This is a genomic window from Shewanella sp. FJAT-51649 (genome assembly GCF_019457435.1).
Taxonomy (GTDB): domain Bacteria; phylum Pseudomonadota; class Gammaproteobacteria; order Enterobacterales; family Shewanellaceae; genus Shewanella; species Shewanella mangrovisoli.
Genome location: NZ_CP080411.1, coordinates 2473792 through 2487329 on the forward strand (window position 1 = coordinate 2473792; position 13538 = coordinate 2487329).

The following is a 13538-nucleotide window of genomic DNA, read 5'->3' on the forward strand; positions in this document are numbered from 1 at the left end:
GACTGTGATATCAAACTAACTCAAGTATCATTCGTGCGCTACGTGAAATCTGCAAAACTAGCAGGGGCAATCTTGCCAAATATTCACGTAGGAACGCCTTGAAAATAGCGTTGAAATAACCCCATCAAATGAATCTATCCCTTGATAAGACCAAAAATCAACGGTAAGCGCTAAACGATGACTATCTTAACCCTTTATTGGGCGGACAATTAGACGCATAGGGATAGTGCTTTCCATATTTATCAATATTTAATTTAACATAATATACATTGTGCGCAGTTTTATATAGGAGGGATTTGGGATGCCAGCGCGGTACTAGTCAATCCCTCGTAAATGGTCTAATGGCTTATTGAAGGCGCTTTCGTGTCTTTCTATTTGTGTGGTATGCAAATATTTCGATGTGGTGTCGATACTCTCATGGCCCGCATCGGCTTGTACGTGTGACAATGGCCGACGATTGATGTTGATATCATGGGTGATCCCTGTGTGCCGGATATTATGTGCGGTGAGTTTTCGCATTTGCTCGGCATCGTGATTAAAACCATCTGTTTGCGCATTATCCGCTGCGAGATTAATAATGGTCTGAATATCTTCACGGATTTGCCTGATCCCAAGATTGGCATTCACAAGACCTGCGTCGCGGCCACGACCGGCGGCGCGATGACGTACGAACAAAGGATGATGTTCACCTTGGTTTGGAAAATCGGACAGCCCTAAAAATTGCCGATATTTGACTAAACCATCGAGTAATGCCTTAGAAATCGCCACGCTGCGTTTTTTGCCACCTTTACTGAGTGGAATGTGAAAACTCCAAATGCCTGTCTGTGGATTTTGCCTAAATTGCCCCATAACCGGCGAATAGCCAACCCGCGCCGAGACATCCGAAATGCGCAGATAACAGGAATAAATCAATGAAATCAAAAACAAACTACGTTGGTGTAATTCGGGTGTCGTTTCTGCCAGCTGAGTCACTGTGCTCATCACATAGGACCACTGTAACTCTGTGAAAGCTAGGCTGTTTTCGTCTTCATCAGCTTGTCGTTGATAGTGCTTATTCTGCGCAAAGCGACTGTGATTCAACCAAATTTGCGCGGGATTACGCTCGCAAAACTCCTCGCTCATTAAGTAACTGTAAAATGAAGATAAAATTGCAATCTTGGTTTTAAGCGCATTATCGCTCAACACATAGGGTTGAATTTGCCCTAACTGTTTCTTGCCCACAAATGGCCGCCAAAGACTGTTTGGTACCCGTTCATCGCGCAATTTGTCCAATTTAAATTGCGGCACATTAAAATAGCCGATCAGTTCCAGCGGCGGCGCCAAGCAATAATCCACATAGCGACTCATATCCTTACGTAATACCTGTGTGGGCGACATTTTCGCGACATCAAAGCACCAATGCAGGAACGTGGTCAGTTCGCTCCGATAGGCTTTATAGTTGTTTTCACTGTGTTTTTGCTCGAACAACCAATCGGTTGCGTGTTCCATCACTAAACCCGCATCGGGCACATCAGATAAGCTGACTTGAGTGATGTATTGATTCACCACACTGTTGCCATATTGTATGAATTCAATTGAATCAAACAGAGGTAAAACTGGAGGAAGCTGCATATTAACTTTAAAATTTAACTATTTATTGCATGATAATACTTAAACGCAAATGCCGATAACGTTATTTATCGGCATTAACCAAAAACTCAATTTGCGAACAGCTTGTTTGCGTACATTGCTGGCAACTAATGCGTTTTTGACAGCAAATCAGACAAAGCTGCCAGACTTTACGTTTAGATTGACTATCGAGACACGAGAAATCCGCCGCACATAACTTACCTTCACGGATAAGCTGCGCGAGTTTCTCCTCAGAAATCGATAAATTGATCCGATCGGCCATATAAATCCCCTGCTAATAATCCTGTCTCGATAATATCAAGATGAGAATAGTTATCAATAACCTTGATTCAATAATGCTAACTCCCCCACTTTATTAATTTTTTCAACTTATCCGATTGGCTTCTACTACACTCTAACTGTGTGACGCTCCTTTATGTGATGAGGTATCGGATGGTGATTGATCTTACAAACAAAAAGCCGTTGTTCTCCGCGAAGAAAGCCACAGAAATATCCCCCGCTGCCGCTCCGTGGAAGATCCTTGTTGTTGATGATGAACCCGATGTCCACACTGTCACCAAACTTGCTCTTTCACGTTTTCGACTCGATGGCCGTGCCCTCACCTTTATTAATGCCTACAGTGGTGAACAGGCCAAAGAACTGCTCGCACAGGAGCAAGACATTGCCGTCGCCTTTATCGATGTGGTGATGGAGAGCGACCATGCTGGGCTCGAGCTGGTCAAATGGATCCGCGAAGTGCAAGTGAACAAAAATATTCGACTCATTCTGCGCACCGGCCAGCCCGGACAAGCCCCCGAAGAAGATGTGATAGTCAATTACGATATTAATGATTACAAAGCTAAATCTGAGCTCGATTCCCGCAAGCTGATGACCAGCGTCTACTCTTCATTACGCTCGTACCGCGATATTATGGAAATCGAACAAGCAAGACGCGCGCAAATGAATCACAGAATGGGTTTAGAGCGGGTACTTGAGGCCACCTCGGGCTTGTTTGAACTGCGAACGCTACATAAGTTTGCCGATGGACTCCTTACACAAGTCGCCACCCTACTCAACCTCGATACTGAAACCTTATTACTCACCTGCAATGCGATGGATGCGATCAGCGGCCATGTGGATTCGGCCGAAATCGAAATCCTCGCGGGAACAGGCCAGTTTGCCAATAGCCCTCCTCATAAAGAACTCCCTGAGCATATTGGTAAATTACTACGTAGCGCCTTAATCCAAAAACGCTGCCTATACGAAGACAATTGTTTTGTGGGTTACTTCCCGACAAAGAGCGGGCTTATCAATCTACTCTATATGGATGGCATTGATAAAATAGATGATTTGGACAAAAAACTGGTCGATATCTTTGCGATAAACGTCGGGGTTGCCTTTGAGAATCTACTCCTGAATCAGGAAGTTGAAGATACCCAATCAGAACTGATCCTGCGCTTAGGCGATGTGGTTGAGAGTCGTTCTAAAGAGGCCGCCAATCATGTTAAACGCATGGCGGAATATTGTGCCCAGTTGGCATTATTGGCGGGGTTGACCGAAACCGAAGCCAACTTGCTGCGCCGCGCTTCACCTATGCACGATATAGGTAAAATCGCGATCCCCGATGCGGTGTTACTCAAACCCGGTAAGTTAGATGATCAAGAATGGTCAGTGATGCGCCAACATCCGACTATTGGCTATCAAATTCTCGCAAATTCCGAGCGGCCTATCCTTAAAGCGGCGGCGATTATCGCCTTGCAGCACCATGAAAAATATGACGGCTCTGGCTATCCAGGCAATTTACAACAAGACCAAATTCACATTTTTGCCCGCATCGTTGCCATCGCCGATGTATTCGATGCCCTGTCTCACGCCCGTTGCTATAAAGCCGCATGGCCATTAAACGAAGTGATAGATGAAATGCGTAAAGGTGCGGGTAAGCATTTTGACCCCGATTTGCTGGAACTCTTTATCAATGACATCGATATTTTCGTGCGGGTCAAAGAGAGTTGGAAGGATCATGACGAATAATGAAAATAAGCTTAAAAATCAGTAGAAAATTCATCATTATTCGCCATATCAACGCGTTTATTCGTTTAAATTGACCAACAGGGGTTTAATAGGAGTTAATTCCCCTGCTTAGTGAGGATTATCGGCAAGAAAGTCAAAAATAACGGCGTGCTCCTCTCCGTTTCGGTTAAAACGGATAAATCCTCGCCACACCATGTATCCGCTGCTGCAAGAACCGTAAATCATCTGTCCTTCATAGTGAGTTTTATTCAGTTCATTAAGATTGACAGGAATAATGCCCATAAACATATCTCGACCTTCTAAACGTATCTGAAGATTGTCAATCGGCTCTGAGGTTAATAGCTTCAATGTTAATGGCTTTTCGCTCGGCGCATGGGCTGGTGACAGGCTAATTCGCAGTTCAACACCCGCGACGTTTTTAATGCAATCCCCCTGTGTAAAAGCACAAAGTGTTGGGTCTACAGCCTTTGTTTCGACCTGTTGCGTGGCTTTTTCATTACAAGCTGTGAGATTCATCATAACTAGCATGATGGATAGCGGAAGAAGTTTGCGAGTAAGCACAAAAATTAACCTTGTGATGCAAGATGTTAACATTCTATGGCGTAGGTTGATCTAGATCAACTTTCCAGACCCCATCTTTGGTATCTTTTTTGACATGGCTCAAGTATCATTGCGAAACCTCATATTTGAGCACAAATGTGTAGGGTAACGCATTGACATGGCTTCACAACCCTAATAGGGAAGTGGGCTTTGTGTCATATATAACAGGTAAAGCTTGTCTTTACTAAAAGTAAAAGTAATAAGCAGTGGAAGCATTATGATGAACCATTCCCAGCCAACAGGCGCTGATTACAATTACACCATCGTCCGCCAATTTGCCTTAACCACAGTTTTGTGGGGTATTGTTGGTATGTCAGTCGGTGTATTAATTGCGGCTCAGTTAATCTGGCCACATCTGAACTTTGATACTCCTTGGTTTACGTATAGTCGCTTGCGACCATTACATACCAATGCGGTTATCTTCGCGTTCGGAACATCAGCCCTCTTTGCAACATCCTATTATGTCGTACAACGCACCTGTCAAACCCGACTATTTGCACCTAAATTAGCTGCATTTACGTTTTGGGGATGGCAAGCCATCATTCTGTCAGCAGCAATCACTCTGCCAATGGGTTACACCAGTGGTAAAGAATATGCTGAATTAGAATGGCCAATCGATATCGCTATCACCATCGTTTGGGTCTCCTATGCAATAGTGTTCTTCGGCACTATTATCAAACGAACAACATCGCATATTTACGTAGCGAACTGGTTCTTTGGTGCATTTATCATTACGGTTGCCGTGCTTCACATCGTGAACTCTATGGCCGTTCCTGTTAGCTTGTTCAAGTCATACTCTATGTACAGTGGCGCGGTCGATGCCATGGTGCAATGGTGGTATGGTCACAACGCGGTAGGCTTCCTGTTAACCGCAGGCTTCTTAGGTATGATGTACTACTTCGTTCCTAAGCAAGCGGGTCGTCCTGTTTACTCATATCGTCTGTCTATCGTGCACTTCTGGGCACTGATCGCACTGTACATTTGGGCAGGTCCTCACCACTTACACTACACTGCCCTGCCAGACTGGACTCAGTCGTTAGGTATGGTGATGTCACTGATCCTGTTCGCACCATCTTGGGGTGGTATGATCAACGGTATCATGACCTTATCTGGTGCATGGCACAAACTGCGTACTGACCCAGTACTACGTTTCTTAGTGGTTTCGCTGTCTTTCTACGGTATGTCGACCTTCGAAGGTCCGATGATGGCCATCAAGACAGTTAACGCTTTATCTCACTACACAGACTGGACTGTAGGTCACGTTCACTCAGGCGCGCTAGGCTGGGTGGCAATGGTGTCTATCGGTTCTCTGTATCACTTGATCCCAGTACTGTTCGGCCATGGCCGTATGTACAGCATCAAGTTAGTTAACGTGCATTTCTGGTTAGCGACTATCGGTACTGTTCTTTACATCGTGTCTATGTGGATTTCGGGTGTAATGCAGGGTCTGATGTGGCGTGCAGTTAACGCTGACGGTACTTTGACTTATAGCTTTGTTGAAAGTCTGGAAGCTTCTTATCCTTTCTACTTCGTACGTTTCCTCGGCGGTTGTTTCTTCTTAACCGGTATGCTGATCATGGCATACAACGTGATCCGTACTGTGAAAGCCTCTAAAGATTCATTGCCAGCACTGGCTGAAGCAAAAGCGGCTTAAGGAGCAAACTCGATGAAATTTAATCATGAGATAGTTGAAAAAAACATCGGTTTGTTAGCGATCTTCACTGTTATCGCTATCAGCTTCGGTAGCTTGGTAGAAATCACGCCGCTGATTTTCCAAAAAGATACCACTGAGCCTGTTGAAGGTTTGAAACCCTACACTGCCCTGCAACTTGAAGGCCGTGACATCTATGTACGTGAAGGTTGCTACAACTGCCACAGCCAGATGATCCGTCCTTTACGTGCAGAGACTGAACGTTACGGTCACTACTCTGTAGCTGGTGAGTCTGTTTGGGATCACCCATTCCAATGGGGTTCTAAGCGTACTGGTCCAGACTTGGCCCGTGTTGGCGGTCGCTACAGCGATAAATGGCATGAAGTTCACTTAATCGATCCTCGTGCTGTGGTCCCTCAATCGAATATGCCAGGCTTCCCATGGCTTGCCGAAAACAAGTTAGACGGCAAGTTAACCGGCGACAAGATGACTATTCTGCGTAACATGCACAAAGGCGGTTACAAGGGTAATGATCTTTACACCGATGAAGAAATCGCAGGCGCTCAGAAAGCTGTTGAAGGTAAGACAGAGCTGGAAGCCTTGATTGCATATCTTCAGTCTTTGGGTCACGCACTCAAATAAGGAGGCAATATATGGATTACGGCACATTACAAGGTATTTTAACCATCATTGTGATGCTGACCTTCGTCGGTATATTTGCTTGGGCATATAGCTCGCGTCGTCAAAAATCCTTTGATGAAGCAGCGAATCTTGTGTTTTCCGATGAGGAAATCAGCAAGGAATCGAAGGACTCAGGAGAGAATAAGTGATGAGTAGCTTCTGGAGTATTTGGATTAGCGTACTCTCGTTAATTGTGATCGCAGGATGTTTTCTGTTGCTGCGTGTGTGTTCAAAGAACACCACGGATGTCAAAGAAGGCGAATCCATGGGTCACAGTTTCGATGGTATCGAAGAACTCAATAACCCACTGCCAAAATGGTGGAGTTATATGTTCTATATCACTATCGTGTTTGGCCTAGTGTACTTAGCCCTGTTCCCAGGTTTAGGTAACTACAAAGGTTTACTGAACTGGACCAGCTCTAACCAAAGCATTGGTACAGAGAAAGGGATTAAAGCCGATTCTGCAGCCGCGATTGAGCTGGCAGCAAAAGAAGGCATGTACGTTCAGTACGACCAAGAAGTTAAACACGCTAACGAAAAATATGGCCCAATCTTCGCGGCTTACTTGGCAACACCACTCGAAGAGTTAGTGAAAAACCAAGAAGCGTTGAAAGTAGGCGGCCGTTTGTTCCTACAAAACTGCGCCCAGTGCCATGGCTCTGACGCACGTGGTAGCAAAGGCTTCCCTAACCTGACCGACAGTGATTGGTTATACGGTGGCGATTTAGCCACTATCAAGACCACTATCATGAACGGTCGTCATGGCATGATGCCACCAAAAGGTGGTTTGCCAATCGACGATAGCGAAATTGCAGGTCTGGCCGAGTACGTGGTTAAGTTATCTGGCCGTGAGCACGACGAGAAACTCGCCGCTCAAGGTCAAGGTTCATTCATGAAAGGTTGTTTTGCGTGTCACGGTATGGACGCAAAAGGCAACAAACTCATGGGTGCACCTAACTTAACTGACGATGTTTGGTTATATGGCGGTAGCCGCGGCATGATCGAAGAAACGATCAAGCACGGCCGTGCAGGCGTGATGCCAGCATGGAAAGACGTTCTCGGTGAAGAGAAAGTCCACGTGATCGCAGCTTATGTTTATAGCTTGTCAAACAAGTAATTAGATGTGAGTAACGCTAAGGCCTCGATAACGTCGAGGCCTTTTTTTTAAAGTGCTAAAGCCACCTTTTAACGGTAAAATGGCGCAAATTTTTATTATGGGTATTTAACATGAGCGAACTACAACCCTGGTATAAGCAGTTTTGGCCTTGGTTTTTAATTATTCTTCCTTTGTGTGCCGTCGTCGCAAGTTTTACCACGCTAAAAATTGCCCTCTCAAACTCTGACTCTCTGGTCGCCGAGGATTATTACAAAGAAGGCAAAGCCATCAATATGGACTTGAGTAAGGTCAAATATGCCAAGCAGCTTGGCATGCAATGGCAGCTAGAACAAAATCATCATGAACTCCTCTTCACTCAACACGGCGGCCCAGCTTACCAAGCCGCATTAAAAGTCGAATTTTATCACCCAACAATTGCCGAAAAAGACATTAAGACCACAGTCACCGCCGATGCCAACCATGTGTATCGCATTACCCTTCCCGATGTGTTAACGGGTGCTTGGGAAGTCCGTCTGGAAGGTTTTGATGGCAAATGGCGTATTCATCAACGTGTCGAACTCAAAGACAACGTCCAATTGTGGTTGAACTAATTGTGGTTGAATGAATATTGCTATGACACATCCAAGTTGTTTTCACTGTAATGAGCCCGTGCTCACGGGCACTCAGTTTGTCACCCGCATTAATGATCGCGATGAACTCATGTGTTGCCCTGGCTGCCAAGCGGTATCCCAAGCCATTGTGGATGCAGGCTTATTAAGCTATTACAAGTTTCGAACCGAGCCCGGCAGTAAACAGACGGCGCTGGTACCTGATGAATTAAATCAGTTTAGTGCCTACGATTTGCCCGAAGTACAGCTGGACTTTGTCCACTCAGAGGAAAATCGTGACTCTGTGTCGCTGTCCATCGACGGTATTACCTGCGCCGCCTGCGCCTGGTTAATCGAACATAAAGTGAAACAACTGCCTGGCGTCAGCCAAGTGATGGTCAACTCCACCACCCAAAGGGCGATGATCAGCTGGGATAAACAGCAAGTTAAACTCAGTGATATTCTTGGGCAAATTAGCCGTATCGGCTATCAAGCCGCGCCCTATCAAGTGGATGAGCAAGAACTGACCGCCAAGCAAAATAGCCGTAAATTCCTACTGCGCTTAGGCTTGGCAGGTTTTGCGACTATGCAAGTGATGATGTTCGCCCTCGCCCTCTATACCGGTTACTTTACCGATTTGGATGTGCAATATCGGGATTATTTCCGCTGGGTGAGCATGATTTTCGCCACGCCCGTGGTGCTGTATTCGGCGCAGCCCTTCTATTTCAGCGCCATTCGCACCCTGCTGAGTGGCAAACTCAATATGGATGTGTCGGTCTCTATCGCCATTGGCGGCGCCTATATCGCCAGTTGCTTTGCCACCGTTAACGGTACGGGCGAAGTCTATTTTGAATCCGTTTCCATGTTTACCTTCTTCCTGCTGCTGGGGCGTTATTTCGAGCAGAAGGCAAGACAAAAGGCTTCCGTCAGCTCCAGCAATCTCCACAAATTAGTACCTCTTACGGCACATTTGGTCACGGCCCAGGGGCAAGAAGAGATCCCCGCTAAAAAATTACGCCTCGGGGATATTATTCTCATTAAACCCGGCGAGATGGTCGCCGCCGACGGCATCGTGGTTGACGGCCACACCAGCATCAATGAAGCCATGCTCACCGGTGAGCAAATGCCAATTGAAAAGCCCGTCGATAGCCAAGTGTTTGCTGGCACCATTAACCTAGACCAGCCCATTAAAGTTAAAGTCACCGCCCTTGGGCAAGATCAATTAGTTGCCGAGATTATTCGTCTGCAGGAATTAGCCTCAAACACTAAACCTGCCGTGGCTATGTTAGCCGATAAACTGTCGCGTTATTTCTCAGGCACCATCTTATCGATTGCGACGATCACCTATCTGGTGTGGCTGCAAATCTCCCCCGAAGATGCCTTTTGGGTCACCTTGTCGGTATTAGTGGCCACCTGTCCTTGTGCCCTTGCGCTGGCGACCCCCACAGCCGTCACCTGTGCGACCGCGATTTTTACTCGCCTTGGGATCATTACCCGTAAGGCGGGCGTCTTTGAAAAACTGCCACAGATCAAACATGTGGTCTTTGATAAAACGGGCACCCTCACCTGCGGCACCCTATCAATAGCCAAAGTTGAGTGCCATAAAGATTTCACCGAAGAACAAGTACTCGCGATTGCAGCGGCGCTAGAATCAGGTTCTCGCCACCCTATTGCCGCAGCCTTTGCTAGCTTTAGCCAAACCGATGTGATTGCCAAACAAGTTCACCATGAAGTGGGCTTCGGAGTAAAAGGCCTGATTAATGGCACCGAATACCGCATTGGTAACGCAAGCTTCACGGGGACCACCGCCGAACCCAAGCTTGTAAACCAGCTTATTTGGCTCGCCCGTAGCAACAATCAGCAGTTTGAAGTCATCGCCACTATCGAGATCCAAGATAATATCCGCGTCGATAGCAAAGAAACCGTCGATATTTTGAAGCAGCAAGGTTGCCAAGTCAGTATCGCCAGTGGCGATAGCTCAGGGCATGTGCATCAATTGGCGAAAGAACTCGGCATTAGCGATGTCCACAGTGGACTGACTCCAGCCGATAAACTGGCACTGGTGACTAAATTGCAGCAATCGACACCGGTCGCGATGTTCGGCGATGGTATCAATGATGCGCCAGTACTCGCGGGCGCCGATTTATCCGTGGCTATGGGTAGCGGCAGCGCGATTGCGAAAAACAGCGCCGATCTGATTCTGCTTGGCGATCACCTCTCTCGCTTCACCCAAGCGGTCAAGGTTGCTAAACTGACCACACAAATTATTCGTCAAAACCTCGCTTGGGCCTTAGGTTACAACGCGCTGATTTTACCGCTGGCGGTCACTGGGCATGTTGCGCCTTATATTGCCGCCCTTGGCATGTCGGCAAGCTCTTTAATTGTTGTGGGTAACAGTTTGAGATTATTACGAATTAAATTATAACAACAAAAAGGCTTAGGTTATGAGCATCATTTATGTACTAATTCCTATCGCGATGATCTTTGTGTTGATCGCCGTAGCCGTGTTCTTTTGGGCGGTAAAATCCGAACAATTCGATGACTTAGACCGTCAAAGCGTGTCGATTCTCTTCGATGAAGATGCCGATAAACCGAGTCAAGCAGCTAACCCGAATCAAGAGAAAATCACAAGCCAAGACAAAGGCATGCCTCTGTGATTGGCTCTGTGATTGAGTATAACGTCACAGGCGCATTCCTTGTTGGTTTAATGGGCGCAGCCCACTGTTTTGGCATGTGTGGCGGCCTGGTTGGCGCCTTTTCCTCCCAGCTTCCAAATCCGAAACAGGGCAATCACTTAGCCCATCAACTCACCTACTTATTAAGCTATAATCTCGGCCGGATTTTAAGCTACACCCTCGCAGGCGCCTTAGTGGGTGGTTCATCGGCCATGCTTGGGCACTTATTCGAACTCGACAGTTACCTGTTAATCCTGAGAATAATTGCCGGCGTGATGATGATCGCGACCGGGCTTTACATTGCCAAAATCTGGGTGGGGATAGTACAGATTGAGCGCCTCGGCCAAGTGTTGTGGCGATACCTTAAACCCTTAGCTCAACGTCTCGTGCCAATCGCCTCACCATTGCAGGCCATCACCGCTGGATTGATTTGGGGCTGGTTGCCCTGCGGGCTAGTGTATAGCACCTTAACTTGGTCGGTGGCGGCAGGTTCTGCCAGCCAAGGCGCCTTGATTATGCTCGCCTTTGGCTTAGGAACTCTCCCTGCGCTCTTAAGTGCCGGTGTGGCGGCCAAACGCTTAGCCAATTGGGTACAGCAAAAAACCGTTAGATTATTGAGTGGCTTACTTTTAATTGCCTTTGGCGCACAAACTTTATATATCGCCCTGTCGCAGCTAAACTAGCCCAAGCGAGTGAATTGGTTTAACATGGCTGCAGTGGATTAACTTGAGAACCGACATGACAATAGAGCAGAATAAAAACCGTCGTCCCGCCGCGAGTGGGTGCACAATTCATTGTCACGATTGCAGTATGGGAACCCTTTGTATTCCGTTTACCCTCAATGCCAATGAGCTCGATCAGCTCGACGACATCATTGAGCGTAAAAAGCCAATTCAAAAAGGTGAGCAGATTTTTAAATCAGGCGATCCGTTGAAATCTCTGTTCGCCATCCGCTCTGGTACAGTCAAAAGCTACACTATTACCGAGCAGGGCGATGAGCAGATCACCGGTTTCCATTTAGCTGGCGATGTGATTGGTTTTGATGGTATTCATGCTCAGTCCCATCAGAGTTTTGCTCAAGCCTTAGAAACCTCTATGGTGTGTGAAATCCCCTTCAACATTCTCGATGAGCTTTCAGGCAGCATGCCCAAGTTACGTCAGCAAATTATGCGCTTAATGAGTAATGAAATCATGAGCGACCAAGAGATGATTTTGCTCCTCAGTAAGAAAAACGCCGAAGAACGCCTCGCCGCGTTTATCAGTAATCTCGCTAATCGTTTTGGCAGCCGTGGATTCTCCCCTAAAGAGTTCCGTTTAACCATGACCCGTGGTGACATTGGTAACTACCTAGGTTTAACCGTCGAAACCATCAGCCGATTGTTAGGCCGTTTCCAAAAGTCGGGTTTGATTGAAGTAAAAGGCAAATACATCACCATCCTTGACCACAATGAACTGAATCTCTTGGCGGGTAATGCCAGGATCGCCAGATAAGTCACACCCTCCCACATTTGTGCTTTAATAATTGTAATTAATGCGCTAGACACTGGTTTTGAAAAGAGTTTTGATCTAGAACAATACAGATAATTGCCAAAGGCTCATGATGAACATGAGCCTATGACTAAAGGAACATGTTATGAAGGATTATCAAAAAATACTGGTAGTAGTCGATCCCACGACAGAGCATCAGGTTGCACTCGCCCGAGCGGTGACCTTGGCCAGTAAAAGTAACGCCCATGTGACTGTGTTTCTGTCTATTTTTGACTTCTCCTATGAAATGACATCGATTCTATCGAGCCAAGAGCGCGAAGCCATGCGCCAAGGCGTGATTGATCAGCGTCTGGCGTGGATCCAAGATCTACTGACTGCTTACAACCATCTGCAACTCGATGTTGATACTCAAGTGATTTGGCACAATCGCCCATTTGAAAGCATCATCAATCATGCGATTGCCGGACAATATGATTTGATCGTCAAAGGCACCCACGCCCACGACAAGTTAAAGGCGGTGATTTTTACCCCAACCGATTGGCATTTGATGCGTAAAGCGCCTGTGCCTGTGTTGATGGTCAAAGATCATGATTGGCCCGAAGCGGGTAAAATTCTCTGCGCGGTCAACGTGGCAACCGAAGACACAGATCATCAGATGCTGAACGGCAAGATTATCGAACATGCCAAGGATTTGGCCGCAAAATTTGCCGCCGAAGTGCACTTAGTCAATGGTTATCCCGGCACGCCAGTGAATCTTGCCATTGAACTGCCTGATTTTGATGCACAAACCTATAACGACACCATTCGCATGCAACATGAGCAACGAGTGCAATACCTTGCCAATGCCTATGGTATCGATACCCTGCACTGTCATGTGAAAGAAGGCTTGCCGGAGGATGTGATCCCTGAGCTTGCCGAGCAACTCGATGCCGAGCTGGTCATTTTAGGCACTGTCGGTCGGACTGGATTCTCGGCGGCACTTATCGGCAACACCGCAGAGCATGTAATTGATAGCATTAACTGTGATTTGTTAGCCATCAAACCCGATGGTTATAAATCGCCGCTTGAAGAGACGTAACGCACGCCGCTCTTTACCCCGC

14 protein-coding genes are annotated in these 13538 nt (G+C 46.7%); 11 read left to right on the plus strand and 3 right to left on the minus strand.

Annotated elements, in window-relative coordinates; genetic code table 11:
* Positions 1-315 precede the first annotated feature (315 nt).
* The gene (locus K0H59_RS11005) at positions 316-1611 is read right to left on the minus strand and encodes a site-specific integrase (RefSeq protein WP_220053147.1); all 1296 of its coding nucleotides are present in this window, start codon (positions 1609-1611) and stop codon (positions 316-318) included.
* A gap of 61 nt (positions 1612-1672) precedes the next feature.
* Complete coding sequence (locus tag K0H59_RS11010) at positions 1673-1891, minus strand: hypothetical protein (protein ID WP_220053148.1); 219 nt, start codon at positions 1889-1891, stop codon at positions 1673-1675.
* Positions 1892-2061: 170 nt separating this feature from the next.
* Between K0H59_RS11010 and K0H59_RS11015 the strand changes: the two genes are divergently transcribed.
* A complete protein-coding gene (locus K0H59_RS11015) occupies positions 2062-3639 on the plus strand; it encodes a DUF3369 domain-containing protein (protein ID WP_220053149.1) in 1578 nt (525 codons plus the stop codon).
* A 108-nt stretch (positions 3640-3747) separates the two neighbouring features.
* On the opposite strand, the gene K0H59_RS11020 is transcribed toward K0H59_RS11015, so the two are convergent.
* The gene (locus K0H59_RS11020) at positions 3748-4233 is read right to left on the minus strand and encodes a hypothetical protein (RefSeq protein WP_011717082.1); all 486 of its coding nucleotides are present in this window, start codon (positions 4231-4233) and stop codon (positions 3748-3750) included.
* Positions 4234-4456: 223 nt separating this feature from the next.
* On the opposite strand from K0H59_RS11020, the gene ccoN reads away from it, so the two are divergent.
* From ccoN to uspE, 10 genes are all read left to right on the plus strand, one after another.
* Positions 4457-5893, plus strand: coding sequence for a cytochrome-c oxidase, cbb3-type subunit I (gene ccoN, locus K0H59_RS11025; protein WP_011072351.1), 1437 nt, complete (start codon positions 4457-4459; stop codon positions 5891-5893).
* Positions 5894-5905: 12 nt separating this feature from the next.
* The gene (ccoO, locus tag K0H59_RS11030; protein ID WP_011622772.1) at positions 5906-6532 is read left to right on the plus strand and encodes a cytochrome-c oxidase, cbb3-type subunit II; all 627 of its coding nucleotides are present in this window, start codon (positions 5906-5908) and stop codon (positions 6530-6532) included.
* An 11-nt stretch (positions 6533-6543) separates the two neighbouring features.
* A complete protein-coding gene (locus tag K0H59_RS11035) occupies positions 6544-6720 on the plus strand; it encodes a CcoQ/FixQ family Cbb3-type cytochrome c oxidase assembly chaperone (protein WP_011072349.1) in 177 nt (58 codons plus the stop codon).
* Entirely contained in the window at positions 6720-7688 is a 969-nt protein-coding gene (gene ccoP, locus K0H59_RS11040; RefSeq protein WP_088212366.1) for a cytochrome-c oxidase, cbb3-type subunit III, read from the plus strand. Before K0H59_RS11035 ends, ccoP begins: the two co-directional genes overlap by 1 nt.
* A 110-nt stretch (positions 7689-7798) precedes the next feature.
* Complete coding sequence (locus K0H59_RS11045) at positions 7799-8278, plus strand: FixH family protein (RefSeq protein ID WP_220053150.1); 480 nt, start codon at positions 7799-7801, stop codon at positions 8276-8278.
* Between the two features lie 22 nt (positions 8279-8300).
* Complete coding sequence (locus K0H59_RS11050; protein WP_220053151.1) at positions 8301-10700, plus strand: heavy metal translocating P-type ATPase metal-binding domain-containing protein; 2400 nt, start codon at positions 8301-8303, stop codon at positions 10698-10700.
* A 19-nt stretch (positions 10701-10719) separates the two neighbouring features.
* Positions 10720-10932, plus strand: coding sequence for a cbb3-type cytochrome oxidase assembly protein CcoS (ccoS, locus tag K0H59_RS11055; protein ID WP_023265289.1), 213 nt, complete (start codon positions 10720-10722; stop codon positions 10930-10932).
* An 8-nt stretch (positions 10933-10940) separates the two neighbouring features.
* A complete protein-coding gene (locus K0H59_RS11060) occupies positions 10941-11633 on the plus strand; it encodes a sulfite exporter TauE/SafE family protein (RefSeq protein ID WP_220055594.1) in 693 nt (230 codons plus the stop codon).
* A 55-nt stretch (positions 11634-11688) separates the two neighbouring features.
* On the plus strand, positions 11689-12441 hold the full coding sequence (gene etrA, locus K0H59_RS11065; protein WP_218738453.1) for an FNR family transcription factor: 753 nt from the start codon (positions 11689-11691) through the stop codon (positions 12439-12441).
* A gap of 142 nt (positions 12442-12583) precedes the next feature.
* Positions 12584-13516, plus strand: a complete 933-nt coding sequence (gene uspE / locus K0H59_RS11070) for a universal stress protein UspE (RefSeq protein ID WP_220053152.1) — start codon at positions 12584-12586, stop codon at positions 13514-13516.
* The last annotated feature ends 22 nt before the right edge of the window (positions 13517-13538 follow it).